Below are 16,664 nucleotides of genomic sequence, written 5' to 3'. Positions count from 1 at the left end.
AAAATGAACAGATTAATCTTTTTAAACCGCGCGGCTCCGACGTCGGTGAGCAGGGACGAACCTTGAATCCTGTACTGAACGCAGCCTGATCCAAAGAGCGCGGTTTAAAAACGGCTCGCACCCTGTTGCCGTAACCGACTGACCGGACGCTGATGCTTCGGCACGGGCGAGATCAGGATGCGATACCGATCGTCCTCGGAGCTGATCTCCCAGCGGTAGCCCATGCGTCGCAGCATGTCGTAGAGCGGATAGGGCTCGCGACGATGGAGTACGCATAGGCGATCGCCCGGCGGCAGGTCGGCGAGCGCATCGAGGATCCGCTCCATCGGCTCCGGGGCGGGAAGATCGCTGACGTCGAGTGTTCTGTCCATCGTCTAGCCCGCCTGCAGCCGGTTCAGGATGTCCGGTGTCTGGTCGCCCAGATTCTCCTCGGCCATCGGATAGAGGATGCCTTCCTCCTTCGAGTTGTGCTGCTGGATTACCAGATGGAGCGTCTCGAGGATGCCGAGACAGGCGTCTGCGTCCTGCGTACCGACCGCGTTCTCGAGCTCCTCCACCAAGGAACGCATCTGACCGTGCTCCATGTTCATCATACCGGTCGGCCCGGAGGCCCAGGGGCTGACGGCGACCAGCTCCGGAAACAGCACCTGCTCCTCCATGTCGAAATGGCCGAGCAACGCATTCGAGAAATCCTTGGACTGCTCCGCGAGTCGCGTCCAATCGCCGCCCGAGACCGCCTGCTCGCAGGCGGCGAGCAGGTGGTCACAGCGCTGATGGTCGTCGGTCATAAAGCTGGCGATCGAGTCGGTCATGGCGAATCCTCCGGTTGAATGCTCCGGCATTGTCCCGGGATGGGGCAGTGCGTCCTTGACCTAGGTCAGATCGTATCGGCCGCGATCGCGCCGGCAACAGACACCAACGCGCAGCGGCCGGACAGATTTGACCTGTGTCAAGGACGACAAATTTGACCTGTGTCAAGGACGACAAGGATGCCGACTGTCAATCTTCATTGACACTCACCATCGGCCGGGGGCTCGACGCATGCGCATTCTCTTTATCCACCCAAACTACCACTCGGGCGGCGCCGAGATCGCCGGCAATTGGCCGCCGGCGTGGGTGGCCTATCTCACCGGTGCGCTCAAGACCGCGGGCTTCACCGAGGTGCGCTTCGTCGACGCCATGACCAACGATCTGTCCGAGGAGCAGGTCCGCGCCGCCATCGTCGCCTATCGCCCCGACATCGTCGGCTGCACGGCCATCACGCCCTCCATCTACAAGGCCCAGCGTCTGCTCGAGATCGTCAAGGAGGTTGATCCGAAGATCGTCACCGTCCTCGGCGGCGTGCATGCCACCTTCATGTATCAGCAGGTCTTGGGCGAGGCGCCCTGGATCGATGCCATCGTGCGCGGCGAGGGCGAGGAGATCATTGTCGATCTGGTCCGCACCATCGACGAAGGCCGTTGGCCCGAGGAGCGCGGCAAGGTCAAAGGCATCGCCTACGCCGTCGACGGCAAGATCATCGCCACTCCGGCTGCCCCGACCGTGAAGGACCTGGACGCCATCACACCCGACTGGGGCGTGCTGGAGTGGGACAAGTACAACTACATCCCGCTCAACAAGCGCGTTGCCATCCCGAACATGGCCCGCGGTTGCCCCTATACCTGCTCTTTTTGCTCGCAGTGGAAGTTCTGGCGCGACTACCGCATCCGTGATCCCAAGAAGGTCGTCGACGAGATCGAGACCCTGGTGCACGACCACGACGTCGGTTTCTTCATCCTCGCCGACGAGGAGCCGACCATCAATCGCAAGAAGTTCATCGCCTTCTGCGAGGAGCTGATCGAGCGCAATCTCGGCATCCTCTGGGGCATCAACACCCGCGTCACCGACATCCTGCGCGACGAGGACGTGCTGCCGCTCTATCGCAAGGCCGGCCTGATCCACGTCTCGCTCGGCACCGAGGCCGCGGCGCAGCTCAAGCTCGACCGCTTCAACAAGGAGACCACGGTCGCCGACAACAAGCGAGCGATCGGTCTGCTGCGCGATGCCGGGATCCTCACCGAGGCGCAGTTCATCGTTGGGCTCGAGAACGAGACCGCCGAGACGCTCGAAGAGACCTACCAGATGGCGCGCGACTGGAAGCCGGACCTCGCCAACTGGGCCATGTACACCCCCTGGCCGTTCACGGATCTCTTCCGCGAGCTGGGCGACAAGGTCGAGATCTTCGACTACGAGAAGTACAACTTCGTCACGACCATCATCAAGCCGGCCGCCATGGATCGCGCCGAGCTGCTCGACCGCGTCATGCACAACTATCGCCGCTTCTACATGCACAAGGCGCTCTTCTCCTACCCCTGGGCGGGCAGCGGCGAGCGGCGGCGTTATCTGCTCGGCTGTCTCAAGGCTTTCTTGAAGGCAGGCTTCGAGCGCAAGTTCTACGATCTGGGCAAGGTCAACTACTGGGGCCCACAGTCCAAGAAGAAGGTCGACTTTCACTTCGACCCCAAACGCACCCGTGTCGCCGAGGGCGGCACCGACTGGAAGGCCAAGCACAGCCGCAAGATCAAGGGCGACGTCCAGGCCCAGATCATGGCCTGCGGCGGCGGCAAGGAGCAGCTCGATCAGGCCGAGATCGATGCACTGACGGTCGCGCCGCCGACGCTGCCCAAGACGGCTGCCAAGGCGTCGGTCAAGGTGATGATCGAGTAGGAGCAGTTCGAAAATCAGTCAAACAACACGACGAGAGGATGCCTTGGCCTTGGTTGTCGTAATCGACAACGACAACGACAACGACAACGATAACGATAACGATAACGATTGGATTCGATGCTCAACGTGTTTCGGAGACGTGGCGGGAGGGCAAAAGAGAGCCTCGTCATAGGTCGCCGAGGTGATCGTCTGGCGGATCGGCAAGACACACCTCGGATTCATTTGCAGGCGCTCGACATGACAACCCTCACCCTCGCCCATCGATTTCTCATCACCGCCGCCCTGGGGGCTGGTCTCGCACTGACCACCCCCGTTATGGCGACCAATTGGATCATGCTCCAGGGCACCGAGCCCGCGTCGGCCCCCGCCTACAAGCCATTCGGCTTCATCGGCATCGACCATCAGCAGACCAGGGGAAATCCTCTGCCCGCAGGTCCCTGGCAGGGACAACCGATGGTGCTGAACCAGATCCCGCCCAAGCTCGAGGAGAATTCCGCCCTCCAGTTCTCCTATCTGCGGCTGGGCCTGCGGGGCCGGCTCCTCGATGGCAAGCTGAACTACTGGGTTTCGCCCTTGGCGGGGGACAACGCCATCTCCTCCAACGGCACCCCGAACGTGAAGCTCACCGATGTGAGCCTTACGCTGAACCGGATCCCCAAGGCGCGGGTCCGCATCGGTCAGTTCTTTATGCCCGGCTCCGAGGAGGGTCTGACCCCGGTGGTCCTGCGGGACTACATCAACCCGACCAGTGTCGGGAGCCAGATGGTGAATGAGCTTCCGTTCGACAGCGACGGACTGCCCAGCGGGGACGCCAACGACCCGACGGGCCCGGCGAGCGGTTGGCGCGACACCGGCATTCAGGTCTTCGATGCCTTCAAGACCGGGGCCTGGGAGCATACCTATGCCCTCATGGTGGGCACCGGCACCGGGCTCGCCATCTACAACGGCTGGGGGAGCGGGCAGCCCGAACGGCACCTCTATTGGAGCTCGGAGCTTATCTTCGGCGGCACCGGTCCCTTCCGCGAAGGGCTCAAGCTCTTCGCGTGGCACCAGGACGGAGAGCGCGAGATCCGTGCCGGGCTCAAGCAAACCGAGCAAGACTTCGACCGCGAGCGCTACGGGCTGGGCGCCACCTTCCGCCGCGGGCCCTGGCGCGCGGCAGCGGAGTGGATCAAGGCCGACGGGATGATCTTCAACGGCACGGACGGCATCGCGGTTCCGGGCGCCGTCAGCAACAACGGCAAGATGGTCGCCTCCTACGAGGTTCTGCCGGAAGAGGAGGCAGATGGCTGGTATCTGGATGGCGGCTACACCCTCTTCGGAAAACTGGAGCTGCGCACCCGCTTCGACCGCCTGAACCGCGCCACCGGAAACGCCCTGACCGAGCGGCGCTTCGATACCCTGACCCTGGGCCTGACCTACCGCTTCAACAAACAGGTGCGGGTGCTGGCCGACTACCAGTTCCGCGACTTCGAGGCCCCCGGGCTGCCCGATAGCGCGGTCCCCAACCAGAACCTCGCGGACGTCGACGACCTCCTTGCCTTGCGGGTCTGGGCAAGCTTCTGATCCGCGGCCCGCGAGCACGAGCAGCCCGAGCGATTCGCTTTGATTTGCTGTTTCTCGACGGGATGGATTGCGAGCGTTCCGACGGCGGTTCGACTCACCCGGAGAGCGGGCGTTCCGCACCTTTGACCTGAGTCAAGGCCGAAGCGCGGCTCCATCCCCATCCTTGTCAAACGGCTCCCCCGAGTCGCTCGCCATTGTTTTCGAGCCCCTTATGAACCTTCCCAAGCCAAGCCGGCGTGTCGTCTTTCTGCTCGCGGTGCTCGTTCCGCTCATCGGCGCCTTCCTCTGGTTGGCGCTGACCTCGGGTCCGTTGGCCCCGGTGCCCGTGACCCTGACCACCGTCGAGATGCGCCCCGTCACCCCGACCCTGTTCGGAGTGGGCACGGTCGAGGCGCGCTACACGTACCGCATCGGTCCGACCTTTGCCGGCCGGGTGCGGCGGGTCGAGGTACAGGTGGGTGAGCGGGTCGAGGCCGGCCAACTGCTCGGCGAGATGGATCCGGTCGATCTCGACGACCGCGTCGCCGCGGCGGACGCGGCACTGCACCGCGCGGAATCCGGCGTGGTCGCGGCCCATGCCCAGGTCGGCGATGCGCAGGCGCGGCGGGACTTCGCCAGTGCCCAGGTCGCCCGCTACGAGCAGCTTCTACTGTCCCGCACGGCCAGCGAGGATACGGCGGAGGCCAAGCGTCAGGAGGCCCAGGTCGCCGAGGCGGGTTTGGCGCTGGCCGTGGCCAATCTGGAATCCGCGGAGCAGGATCTGGTGCGGGTCCGTGCCGAGCGCGAGGCCTTGGTGCAGCAGCGGGCCAATCTGCGCCTGATCGCGCCGGTGGATGCGCTGGTGGTCTCGCGCGACGCCGAGCCCGGCAGCACCGTCGTGGCGGGACAGTCGGTCGTGGAGGTGATCGACCCGAGTCATCTCTGGATCGATGTCCGCTTCGATCAGCTCGGCGCCGGGGCGCTGCGTGCCGATCTGGGGGCCCGCATCGCGCTGCGCTCGCTGCCGCTGGACACCTTGCCCGGCGAGGTGCTGCGGATCGAGCCGCGGGCCGACGCCGTCACCGAGGAGTTTCGCGCGAAGGTCGCATTTTCGACGCTGCCCGAACCGCTGCCCCGACTCGGCGAGCTGGCCGAGGTGACCGTGGCCCTGGAGCCGCTTGAACCGGCCTCGGCGCTGCCCAATGCCGCCTTGCACCGGCGCGACGGCCAGCTCGGCGTTTGGGTGCTGGATGACACCGGTCCGCGCTTCGCGGCGGTCGAGACCGGCGCGCGGGACCTGGAGGGTTGGGTCCAAATCCGCGACGGCCTGGCGTCCGGCGATCGCGTGATCCTGCACTCCCGCGTCCCGCTCCGGCCCGGACGGCGGGTCGAGATCGTCGAGCAGATCCCTGGTCTCCCGCGATGATCAGCCTCGCCGGGCGCGACATCCTCCATGCCTGGGGCAAGTTCGTCTTTACGGGTGTGGGTCTCGGACTACTGATCGGCGTGACGCTCTCTATGGCCGGCATCTACCGCGGCATGGTCGATGATGCCGCGGTGCTGCTCGACAACAGCGGGGCGGACCTCTGGGCGGTGCAGAAAGACACGCTTGGCCCTTACGCGGAGCCGTCCACACTCGCCGACGACCTCTACCGGGGCATCCTGACCTTGCCGGGCGTCGCGCGCGCGGCCAACGTCACCTATCTGACCATGCAGGTGCGGCCCGTCGCCGCCAATCAGGCCGTCTCGAATCAGACCGGCGATCCTGCCGGCGACGAGGCCGTGCGCGAGCGCCGCGCCATGATCGTCGGTGTCGTCCCCGGCGGTTTCGGCGAGCCCGGTCAACCGCCCTTTCTGGTCGCCGGGCGACACCTTACCCGCGGTCATTACGAGGCGGTCGCGGACGTGACCACCGGCTTTCGGCTCGGCGAGCAGGTGCGCATCCGCCGCAACCTCTACACCATCGTCGGACTGACCCGGCGCGCGGTCTCCTCGGGCGGTGACCCCATGGTCTACATCCCCCTGAAGGACGCCCAAGAGGCGCAGTTTCTGAAGGACAACGACGCCATCATCGCGCAGCGTCGCCGCACCGCGGCCAACCCCGTCTTCAACCGACCCGGTCAGCCGGAGGTGCTCGATGCCGTGCTTGCCGCCCAGACCCAGAGCAGCTCGGTGAACGCCATCCTGGTCCGTCTCGAGCCCGGCGCGGATGCCGATCAGGTCGCCGCCGACATCCGACGCTGGAAGCACCTGACCGTCTACACCCGCGCCGAGATGAACGAGATCCTCCAGGCCAAGCTGATTGCCACCTCTGCCCGTCAGATCTTCATGTTCCTGGTGATCCTCTCGGTGGTGAGCGCAGCCATCGTGGCCTTCATCATCTACACCCTCACGCTCGGCAAGATCCGCGAGATCGCCGTACTCAAGCTCATCGGCACGCGCAACCGCACCATCGCCGGGATGATCCTGCAACAGGCGCTCGGGCTCGGCGTGATCGGCTTCGTCGTCGGCAAGACCGTGGCGACCCTCTGGGCGCCGATCTTTCCCAAATACGTCCTGCTGCTCCCCGGCGATGCCGCACGCGGCTTCCTGGTCGTGGTCATCATCTGTGTGCTGGCGAGCCTGGTCGCCATCCGCGCCGCGCTTCGGGTCGATCCGGCGGAGGCCATCGGTGGCTGACGACACACAAGGCATCCGCATCGAGGGGCTGCGCAAGCGCTACGGCAGCGGCGACACCGCGGTAGACGCGCTCAAGGGTGTCGACATGGCCGTCGCCCCGGGCGAGGTGGTCGGACTCGTCGGGCCCTCGGGGTCCGGAAAGAGCACCCTGCTCAAGTGTCTGGGTGCTGTAATCGAGCCCACCGGCGGGCGCATGATCCTGGGCGACCACCCCATCTACGACGACGGCTGGCGCATCCGCGATCTGCGCGCCTTACGTCGTGACAAGATCGGCTTCGTCTTCCAGGCGCCCTATCTCATCCCCTTCCTGGACGTCACCGACAACGTCGCCCTGCTGCCGATGCTCGCCGGCCGTCCCAACGGCGAGTCGCGCGACCGGGCGCGCGAGCTGCTCGCGGCGCTGGATGTCGAGCATCGCGCCCGCGCCATGCCCTCGCAGCTCTCCGGCGGCGAGCAACAGCGCGTCGCCATCGCCCGTGCCCTGGTGAACCGTCCGCCGGTGATCCTCGCCGACGAGCCTACCGCGCCGCTCGACAGCGACCGCGCCCTCGGCGTTATCCGCATCCTCAACCGCATGGCCCGGCAATATCGCACCGCCGTCATCGTCGTCACCCACGACGAGAAGATCATCCCGACCTTCCAGCGTATCTATCACATCCGCGATGGGCGCACGCACGAAGAGGCAGGCGAGGGCCGGGTGCTGGATTAGCCCGAAAGCCACAATCGGTCACGCCGAGTCGGCGACGTTGCTTCCGGCTGATCGGACGTGCAACGAAGGATCGACGTGTCGATGCGCATTCAGGCGCGCCTCAGGCTCCTTCAGGTTGTGCGGGCATGCGCAGTCGGGATGGGGATTTCCGGAAATCACCCAAGTTCAAGCACGCACCACCTGGATCCGTCGCCCGCCCGGAGTTATCTCCTCCGCACAGGCCGTGCGTTCGGCGATGGGCGGTTGATCGGCCCGCCGATCGAAGATCACCAGCCAGCCGCTGTCCAGCCCCAGCCCGGCCAGATAACCATCGAGCTGCACCAGTCCCTCGGTCAGCGGATCGGGCCGTCCGTCTCGCCACACCTTCAGCTCGATGCCGAGCGTCAGAGCACCGTAGCGTAGACATAGATCCATACGACCGGCGCCGATGGCATATTCACGCTCCAGCGTGCCCTCTCCGTTGACGACCCGATGCAGGAAGGCCATCAGCACCAGATGCGGGGCAATCTCGTGATAGGGCGCGCTGCCCAGCATCGCCTCGCCGTGCCGACGCCAAAAGGCGAGAAAGGCATCGAGCAGACGGCGCGGATCCAGTCTGCCATCGGCTGCGAGCCAGGTCGGGCTGATCCGCGGCAACGAATCCTGGGGGCCGCCGGCCAGGGCGCGCGGCAACACCTCGCGGTAGATCGGATTGGCCACGACCAATCCACCCGCTCCGTCGCGGCGGAGCAGTCCCAGATCCACCAGATATTGACGGTCGTCCTCGGGAACCGTGCCCAAGCCCGTGCCCGCCAGCATCGGCTCGATGACCCGGCGCACACGCGGCTCGCGCAGCTTGTCGGCGAGCTGGTCGAGATGGGTGACCCGGCGCAGAATCAGATTCTCCTTGGCCCGGTCGATCATCTCCGAATCGATCGGACGGGTGCGATCGCGGCCCTCGCGAATCTCGAAACAGGCTTCGTATGCCAGTGCGTTCACCAGCCAGGGCTGGCCTTGCGTCAGGCGCCAGACCTGCTCGAGTGCCCGGGGCGTGAATAGTTGCCCGGTCTCGCGTGTGTGTTCTGCAAGCAACGCCGTGACTTCATGTGCGGTGAAATCTCCCAAGCGTAAGGACTTGGCCTTGATGTTGAACGCGCTGCCGCCCGTGATGGCCGCGGCCTCGGAGCTGGCGTGGATACGATAATCGCGCAGGTCGCGTACCCCGCACAGGATGATGGTCTGGGGAAAACGCGCGGGACGCTGGGTATAACCGGCACGCAACTGACGCAGCACCGAGACCAACGTGTCGCCGACTAAGGCGTCGACCTCGTCGAGCAGCAGCACGGCGGGGCGTGGATCGGCCGCGGCCCAGAGCTCAAGCAGTTGACTGAGACGATCCTCGGCCGGGACACCCGAGCCATCGGTGCGGCACCAGTCGGCGAGCCGTGTGTCGTCGAGATAGAGTCGCGCGGATCGACCGAGCACGCTGCAGATGGCAGCCATGCCGCGCGCGACATCCTCGCGCGTGGTCTGTGCGGTTTCGATGTTGGCGTAGAGCGCCCGATAGCGACCGTCCCCGTTGAGCTGCTCCATCAGTGCAAGCAGGCACGTGGTCTTGCCGGTCTGACGCGGCGCATGGAGCAGAAAATACTTCTTCTGCTCGATCAGCATCAGGATCTCATCCAGATCCCAGCGCGAAAGCGGCGGCAGCGTGTAGTGATCCTCGGCCCGGTTCGGTCCTTCGGTATTGAAAAAGCGCATCGGGAAGCTTGGGCGGTCGTAGAGCCTGGCGGTCTCGAAAGGTTAGCAGAGATCCCGCCGGCATGACGCGGGCATGTCCGCACCGATTCGAGCGGCCGCCGTCGGAACGGTCCGCAGTGCAGCGAGAGGAAGGAGCCGAACGCGTGCGGCTCGAAGGCTCATCGCGCCGAACGAGGAATGGCGAGGTCAAACGGTCGTGCCTTTCACTCAAGTCAAGCCGCTCGTCTTGCCCGCAGAGCTAACCCTGGAGGCGCGTCATCCTCCGTTTCTCGATCGCGTCCGCCAAGAGGCCGATCAAGACGCCGCCGGCGCCGATCAACATCCACAGCGGGAGCCCGATCCCGCCTCCCAAGGCCACGATCCCGGCACCACCGTTCTCGGCCGCGACAAAGGTGGCAAGGACTGCCCCCACACCAAGTCGGAATGTCCAGGAGCGCGCGTCCCAGACGATGTGCTTCAAGGCCAAAGCCAACACCTTGAGTAACGGCCAGGTTGCTTTGCGATCGCGGGTCAGTGCGAGCATGGCCGCCGCCTTCTTGAAGCCGCGCAAGGTCCCGTAACGAATCTCCCCCAGGCCACGCGACCAACCCAGGAGCCGTTGTTGCTCGGCCGGGGGAAGGCGCAGCACGGCTTGTACGATGGCGGGTTGAGGCGCGGTATCTTGCACGTCGGACACTGATTTCTCCTGATCAAGGCGCCGAGTCCGGCCGGACCAATGAGGTGCAGCGGTCAGGGTCTCGGGTGTGCGCTGATTCTAGTCCGATTGCGCTTGCCGTTCACGCCGCGCCGCGGTCAAGCGTCTGCTCGAGGATGCGACCCAGCTCGGGCAGGCACGACCCGCAGTTGGTGCCGGCTTGCAGGCAGGCGCCGATGGCTTCGGTGGAGCGGAGTCCTTCGCCGCGGATCGCCTGCTCGATGCGCGTGCGGCCGACGTTGAAGCAGGCGCAGACGGTTTCCCCGGCGTCGACCTGGCCGCGCGGCGGTCGGCCGGCGAGCAGACCGGTGCGGGCCCGGGTGTCGAGCTGCTCGGCACCGAAAAGCTCACCGAGCCAGCGGCTGCTCGGCAGGGTCGGAGTCGGGGCGATGAAGAGACAGGCGGCGAGGCGTCCGTCGAGGATGCGGGCGCCGCGATAGCGTCCGTGGGTGCTGTCGGCGAAGTCAAGCCATTCGCCGTCCGCGCCGAAGACGCGGCGTGCCCAGTCGGCCCAATCCGTCACGGGCTCGCGACCGGCCATCTCGGTGCGCCAGAAGCCCTGCGCCCGGATGGCGACGCAGTAGTCGGGCTGCGGACCTGTCGCATCGTGCGACAGTCCGTCGGGGACGAGCAGCCGCTCGCGACTCAATGCAAGACCATACCAGGCCGCGCGAAAGAGGCGGACCTGCACCGGCGTGTGTTTGAACTCGGGCTGGCCGGAGACGGGATCCGTGACCGGATTGACCAGGGCATCGGCGCGTGCCTGGCGGGCCAGCATGTCGCTCCAGTGCATGGGGACAAAGACGGAGCCGGGGCGCTGATCGGCATCCACGTCGATACGCGCCAACATCCGACCCCATCGACTGCTCAGCTCGGCGATGCCGCCGCGACCGAGTCCGTGCGCGGCGGCGTCGACGGGGTGGATCTGCACGAAGGGCTCGGCGATGTGGCTGCTCAGGCGCGGCGCCAGACCGGTGCGGGTCATGGTGTGCCACTGGTCGCGGATGCGGCCGGTGTTGAGCACGAGCGGATAGTCGTCGTCAGGCGCGGTCGCGGGCGGTCGCGGTGCGATCACGATGAAGCGGGCCTTGCCGTTCGAGGTGTAGAAGCGGCCGTCGGCGAACAGACGTGCGGCTTCGCGTCCTGCCGGGCTTGGCCATTGGACCGGGGCGAGTCGGTCGTAGTCGGTCGCCGAGAGATCCGCCAGGGCGCCGATGTCGAAATCGCGTCGGCCGTCGTTCTCGAAGGCCGAGAGGGCTGCGTGCTCGCGGAACACCTCGGCTGCCGAGCGATAGGGGAAGGTATCGGCAAACCCCATGCGGCGCGCCACCTCGGTGAGGATCCACCAGTCCGGACGCGCCTCGCCGGGCGGTTCGAGGAAGGCGCGCTGACGCGAGATGCAGCGTTCCGAATTGGTGACGGTCCCTTCTTTCTCGCCCCAGCCTGCGGCGGGCAAGAGCACGTCGGCGCAGCGGGCGGTGTCGGTATCGGCAAAGAGGTCCGAGCAGATGAGAAGCTCGCAGTCCCGCAGCGCGGCACGGACCCGATCGGCGTCGGGCATGCTCACGGCCGGATTGGTCGCCATCACCCAGATCGCCTTGATCCTTCCTTCCTCCACCGCGCGCAGCATCTCGACCGCCTTCAGACCCGGCTCGCGGGCGATGCCGTCGGCCTGCCAAAAGCGCCCGACCCGATCGATGTCCTCGGGTGTGAAATCCATGTGCGCGGCGAGCTGATTGGCCAATCCGCCGACCTCGCGTCCGCCCATGGCGTTGGGTTGTCCGGTGATGGAGAGCGGCCCCATGCCGGGTCGACCGATGCGTCCGGTTGCCAGATGGCAGTTGATGATGGCGTTGACCTTGTCGGTGCCGAACGACCATTGATTCACGCCCTGGCTGTAGAGCGTCACCACGCGTTCGGTGCGGGCAAAGCGCCGGTAAAAATCGGCTAGGTCGGATTCGGGCACACCGCAGGCCGCGGCGACGCGCGGCACGGAGCCCGCCGACTCGCGTGCCGCCGTGAAAGCGGCCGCGAAGCCCTCGGTGTGCGACTCCAAAAAGGTCCAGTCGAGCGCGTCCTCGCGTCTGAGCCAGTTGAGCAGACCGTTGAAGAGAACGGTATCCGTCCCGGGCGCGATGGGCAGGTGCAGGTCGGCGATCTCGCAGGTCGCCGTACGCCGCGGGTCGATCACGACGATTTGGCGGTCAGGATGGGCCTTCTTGGCCTGTTTGATTCGCTGGTAGACGACCGGGTGGCACCAGGCGGTGTTGGAACCCACCAGGACGATCAGCTCGGCGGACTCAAGATCGGCATAGTCGCAAGGCACGGTGTCTGCGCCCAACGCGCGCTTGTAGCCGGCGACGCTCGATGCCATGCAGAGCCGCGAGTTGGTATCGATGTTCGCGCCGCCGATGAAGCCCTTCATCAGCTTGTTGGCGACATAGTAGTCCTCGGTCAGGAGCTGACCCGAGACATAGAAGGCGACCGCCCCCGGCCCGTGCTCGGCGACGATCTCGCCGAGACTCCCGGCGACCTCATCGAGCGCCCGATCCCAGCTCACCTGTTCGCCCGCGACCATCGGATGGAGCAGGCGCCCCGAGGTCCCGAGCGTCTCGCCCAAGGCGGCGCCCTTCGAGCAGAGCCGCCCCAGGTTGGCCGGGTGATCCGGGTCACCGCGCACGGTCACCGCCCCGTCGTCCTGCGGCGTGACGAGCACCCCGCAGCCCACGCCGCAATAGGGACAGGTTGTTTTGGTCGGTTCGGTCATTGTCCAGGTCCGATACGTGTTGACGTCGATGCCATCCGCATGTCCTATCGCCCACAGGCGTCGCGGAGAGGGCCTCTCACACAACCGCTCCCTGTGATGCCGGCGCGGGTTGGGCACGCTGCGATTTGCCCAACCTACGGGCTACGAGCGATGGCGTTCACGCAACGGGGTCTGCGCAGACGAAGACCCGGCCGCCCTCGACCCGCGTCGCATAGGTGGGCGCACAGCCCTCGTCCGGCCCCTTCGCTTCACCGCTCGCCAGATCCAGACACCAGTTGTGCAGGGGACAGACGATGGTCCGCCCGTAGAGGATCCCCTCCGATAAGGGCCCCCCGCGATGCGGACAGCGATTGAGCAAGGCGAACACCTCGTCCGCCGCGGTCCTGAAGACGGCGATATCGCCTTCGTCTCGCTTGAGCACCCGCGCACCCTGCCGCGGGATCTCATCGAGCGTGCCTACTTCGAGCCAAGTTATGTCGTCGACGACTGCGGTCATTGTCTAAGCCTCGTGTTGTTGCGGTGTTTGGGGCGTCGTGCATCCAGCTCCCAGCCTCCAGCCTCCAGCCTCCAGCCTCCAGCCTCCAGCTCCCAGCCTCCAGCTCCCAGCCTCCCGCTTTCAGCCTCCAGCCTCCCGCTTTCAGCTCTTAGCCGCCTTCATTCCTTCCTCACTCCTCACTCCTCACTCCTCACTCCTCACTCCTCACTCCTCACTCCTCACTCCTCACCCATTCACCTGCTTCAACGCCGTGAACTCGTGCGCCTCGGCCCCGGCCGCGCGTTCCTTCCAGGGATCGACCTGGGCCTGCTCTTGCGACTCCAGGAAGCGTTTGTAGAAGGCGCGGCGCCCGATCTCGTCCTCGACGATGCGTTTCTTGATGTAGGCCAGGCCGACCCGCTCGACCCAGGGTGCGGTGCGCTCCAGATAGCGTGCCTCTTCGCGATAGAGCTGCATGAAGGCGCCGCAGTATTCCTTGACTTGCTCGGGTGTGGTGACCCGGCAGAGGACATCGGTCGCACGGACCTTGACACCGCCATTGCCGCCGATGTGCAGCTCCCAGCCGGATTCGATGGCGACGACGCCGAAGTCCTTGATGGTTGCCTCGGCACAGTTGCGCGGGCAACCCGAGACGGCGAGCTTGAACTTGTGCGGGGTCCAGGAGCCCCAGGTCAGCTCCTCCAGCTCGATGCCCATCTTGGTCGAGTCCTGCACGCCGAAGCGGCACCACTGGGATCCCACGCAGGTTTTGACCGTGCGCATGGATTTGCCGTAGGCGTGGCCCGAGACGAAACCGGCGTCGGTCAGATCCTTCCAGATGTGCGGCAACTGCTCTTTCGTCAGGCCCAGGAGATCGATGCGTTGGCCGCCCGTGATCTTGACCGAGCGCACGGCATATTTTTCGGCCGCCTCGGCGATGGCGCGCAGCTGGGCGGGCGAGGTCTCACCGCCGAAGATGCGCGGGATGACCGAATAGGTCCCGTCCTTCTGGATGTTGGCGTGGACACGTTCGTTGACGAAGCGCGACTGGCTGTCGTCGAGCGCCTCCGCTGGCCAGGTGGAGATGAGGTAGTAATTGAGCGCGGGCCGGCAGACGTGGCAGCCGTCGGGTTGGCGCCAGTCGAGCTTCTCGAAGCAGTCGCTCAGACTCGTGAGGTGTTGCTCGCGGATTGCCGCGCGGACCTGATCGTGGCTGTAGTCGGTGCATTTGCAGATGGGTTTGGCCTCGGGGGTGGAGTAGTCGCTCCCGAGCGTGCTCGCCAGGATCTGCTCCACCAGGCCGGTGCAGGATCCGCATGAGGCCGCCGCCTTTGTGTGCAACTTGACGTCCTCGAGCGTGAAGAGACCCTTGCTCGTGATCGCCTTGACGATCTCGCCCTTGCACACGCCGTTGCAGTCGCAGACCTGCATCTCGTCGGTCATGAGCGCGGCCTGGCTTTGACCGCCGTGGCCGGAGTCCCCGAGATGGGCCTGCCCGAACAGCAGATCCTCGCGTATCTCCGAGATGTCGGTCCCTTCGCGCATCAACTGGAAGAACCAGGCCCCGTCGATCGTGTCCCCGTAGAGCACGGCGCCGGCGAGCCGGTTTTCTCGGATCACCAACTTCTTGTAAATGCCCGCGCCCGGATCCTGGAAGCGGATCTCCTCGCAGCCGTCCCCGCCCTGATACTGACCGGCGGAGAAGAGATCGATGCCGGTCACCTTGAGCTTGGTCGAGGTCACGGAGCCCTGGTAGCGGCCATAGCCGAGTTTGGCCAGATGATTGGCGCAGACCTTGGCCTGCTCGAAGAGCGGCGCGACCAGGCCGTAGCAGTGTCCGCGGTGCTGCACGCACTCGCCGATCGCGTAGATGCGCGCGTCGTAGGTCAACATGGTGTCGTCGACCACGATCCCGCGCTCGCAATGGATCCCGGCGCTTTGGGCGAGCGCCATGTTCGGGCGGATGCCGACCGCCATCACGACCAGATCGGTCGCGATCTCGCTGCCGTCGGCGAAGCGGACCGACTCGACCCGGTCGCGACCTTGAATCGCCGCGGTTTGGGCCTCCATGAGAAAGGTCAGCCCGCGCTTCTCCAACGATGCCTTCAGGAGCGCCGCGGCAGGCTTATCGAGCTGCCGCTCCATCAAGGTGTCGAGCAGGTGCACGACAGTCACCTCCATGCCCTGCTGCTGCAACCCGTAGGCGGCCTCGAGTCCGAGCAGTCCGCCGCCGATGACGATGGCGCGCTTGAAACCCCGTGCGGTCTCGATCATCGCCTCGACATCCGCGATATCGCGGTAACCGAGCACGCCGGGAAGATCCGCCCCCGGCACCGGGATGATGAAGGGGTTAGACCCGGTCGCCAGGACCAGCCGGTCATAAGGCACCTCCAGACCGGAGCGGCTGCGCACCAGCCGGTTGCGTCGGTCGATGTGCTCGACCGGGTCGCCGGTGTGCAGTGTGATCCCGCGTTCCGCATACCAGTCGCGGCTGTTCAGGATGATCTCGTCGATCGTCTTCTCCCCGGAGAGCACCGGCGAGAGGAGGATGCGGTTGTAGTTCGGATGCGGCTCGGCGCCGAAGACCGTGATCTCGTAGAGGTCCGGCTCCAGCTTCAGCAGCTCTTCGATGGTGCGCATCCCGGCCATGCCGTTGCCCACCAGGACCAAGCGTTCTTTGTTCATCTTGATCGGTTCTCCGTGTTTGGAATTCGTCTGTCGGGGCGTTGCCGTGGGCCTCAGATCGTCGCCGCTTCGGCTGGTCCGCCGTTCGCCGCCGCCAGTGCGTCCAGCGAGCAGGCACGCCGCTGGACATCGAAACCGGCGATGTACCCGAGCGGATCGGCGGGATCGAAGGTCGATCCGTCGAAGAAGCGATCCGGCCCCATCGCCAGCGGGATGCTTGCCTCTTCGAGCATCCAGCCGCGGGCATGCAGACCCTCGCGCTTGTGGTCGAGCGCGGGCGACGCCAGACCCAGTGCATCGGCCGCCTCGCGATAGAGGTCCGGCCGATAGACCTCGGCGGCGACGGCGGCCAGATCGATCGCCTTCTCGATCTGGCCCCAACGCACCATCTGGGTCAGGAACCAGAGCGCGTGGGAGCGCCAGGGATAGGTCGCCGCGAAGCGGAAGAAGACGTTGAAGTCGGGCATCGCGACCGGCGGCTCGTCGAGCGCATAGCGGAAGGTGCCGGTCATGGACTGACGCACGATCTCGACCGGGGCATTGATGTAACGGCTCGGCGCGATCAGCTCGGCGACGCTCGGACGATTCTCGGGCGCATCGGTCCAGCGCGCCGCGTCCAGCAGGGCCATGAGCAGGTTACGGTGGGTGTTCGGATACTGCTCGG

Annotated in this window: 12 protein-coding genes and 1 pseudogene; 5 read left to right on the top strand and 8 right to left on the bottom strand. The window is 65.8% G+C overall.

The genetic code is table 11. From position 1 onward, the window contains the following. Positions 1–104: 104 nt before the first annotated feature. Both VLR48_RS18355 and VLR48_RS18350 read right to left on the bottom strand, forming a co-directional pair. Complete coding sequence (locus VLR48_RS18355; RefSeq protein WP_325293174.1) at positions 105–371, bottom strand: DUF2249 domain-containing protein; 267 nt, start codon at positions 369–371, stop codon at positions 105–107. A gap of 3 nt (positions 372–374) precedes the next feature. Beyond that, positions 375–812 carry a hemerythrin domain-containing protein gene (locus VLR48_RS18350; RefSeq protein ID WP_325293173.1) on the bottom strand — a complete coding sequence of 146 codons (438 nt, stop codon included), beginning with the start codon at positions 810–812 and terminating at the stop codon, positions 375–377. A gap of 229 nt (positions 813–1,041) precedes the next feature. Here VLR48_RS18350 and bchE point away from each other — a divergent pair, with 229 nt between their 5' ends. The 5 genes from bchE (at position 1,042) to VLR48_RS18325 (ending at position 7,639) form a co-directional block, all read left to right on the top strand. Then, positions 1,042–2,706 carry a magnesium-protoporphyrin IX monomethyl ester anaerobic oxidative cyclase gene (bchE, locus tag VLR48_RS18345; RefSeq protein ID WP_325293172.1) on the top strand — a complete coding sequence of 555 codons (1,665 nt, stop codon included), beginning with the start codon at positions 1,042–1,044 and terminating at the stop codon, positions 2,704–2,706. A gap of 237 nt (positions 2,707–2,943) precedes the next feature. Next, positions 2,944–4,272, top strand: coding sequence for a porin (locus VLR48_RS18340; RefSeq protein WP_325293171.1), 1,329 nt, complete (start codon positions 2,944–2,946; stop codon positions 4,270–4,272). Positions 4,273–4,483: 211 nt separating this feature from the next. Next, the gene (locus VLR48_RS18335) at positions 4,484–5,677 is read left to right on the top strand and encodes an efflux RND transporter periplasmic adaptor subunit (protein WP_325293170.1); all 1,194 of its coding nucleotides are present in this window, start codon (positions 4,484–4,486) and stop codon (positions 5,675–5,677) included. Further along, positions 5,674–6,930 carry an ABC transporter permease gene (locus tag VLR48_RS18330; protein WP_325293169.1) on the top strand — a complete coding sequence of 419 codons (1,257 nt, stop codon included), beginning with the start codon at positions 5,674–5,676 and terminating at the stop codon, positions 6,928–6,930. Before VLR48_RS18335 ends, VLR48_RS18330 begins: the two co-directional genes overlap by 4 nt. Continuing rightward, positions 6,923–7,639, top strand: coding sequence for an ABC transporter ATP-binding protein (locus tag VLR48_RS18325; protein WP_325293168.1), 717 nt, complete (start codon positions 6,923–6,925; stop codon positions 7,637–7,639). Before VLR48_RS18330 ends, VLR48_RS18325 begins: the two co-directional genes overlap by 8 nt. Before the next feature lie 165 nt (positions 7,640–7,804). Here VLR48_RS18325 and VLR48_RS18320 read toward each other — a convergent pair whose 3' ends face one another. The 6 genes and pseudogenes from VLR48_RS18320 to VLR48_RS18295 form a co-directional block, all read right to left on the bottom strand. After that, positions 7,805–9,379: an ATP-binding protein gene (locus tag VLR48_RS18320; RefSeq protein WP_325293167.1), complete on the bottom strand. Its 1,575-nt coding sequence runs from the start codon at positions 9,377–9,379 to the stop codon at positions 7,805–7,807. Positions 9,380–9,617: 238 nt separating this feature from the next. Further along, positions 9,618–10,055, bottom strand: coding sequence for a hypothetical protein (locus VLR48_RS18315; protein WP_325293166.1), 438 nt, complete (start codon positions 10,053–10,055; stop codon positions 9,618–9,620). A gap of 100 nt (positions 10,056–10,155) precedes the next feature. Then, the gene (locus VLR48_RS18310) at positions 10,156–12,840 is read right to left on the bottom strand and encodes a molybdopterin-dependent oxidoreductase (protein WP_325293165.1); all 2,685 of its coding nucleotides are present in this window, start codon (positions 12,838–12,840) and stop codon (positions 10,156–10,158) included. Between the two features lie 157 nt (positions 12,841–12,997). Next, positions 12,998–13,315 (bottom strand): nitrite reductase small subunit NirD, encoded by a 318-nt coding sequence (gene nirD / locus VLR48_RS18305; RefSeq protein WP_325293175.1) that lies wholly within the window; start codon positions 13,313–13,315, stop codon positions 12,998–13,000. Positions 13,316–13,561: 246 nt separating this feature from the next. Then, complete coding sequence (nirB, locus tag VLR48_RS18300) at positions 13,562–16,000, bottom strand: nitrite reductase large subunit NirB (RefSeq protein WP_325293164.1); 2,439 nt, start codon at positions 15,998–16,000, stop codon at positions 13,562–13,564. A 53-nt stretch (positions 16,001–16,053) separates the two neighbouring features. Continuing rightward, a pseudogene (locus VLR48_RS18295) lies at positions 16,054–16,664 on the bottom strand (nitrate ABC transporter substrate-binding protein); the annotation flags it as partial.

The organism is Thiocapsa sp., assembly GCF_035467215.1.
Lineage (GTDB): Bacteria > Pseudomonadota > Gammaproteobacteria > Chromatiales > Chromatiaceae > Thiocapsa.
Note: the sequence above shows the minus strand (reverse complement) of the source record. Positions and strands in the feature narration are given on the sequence as shown.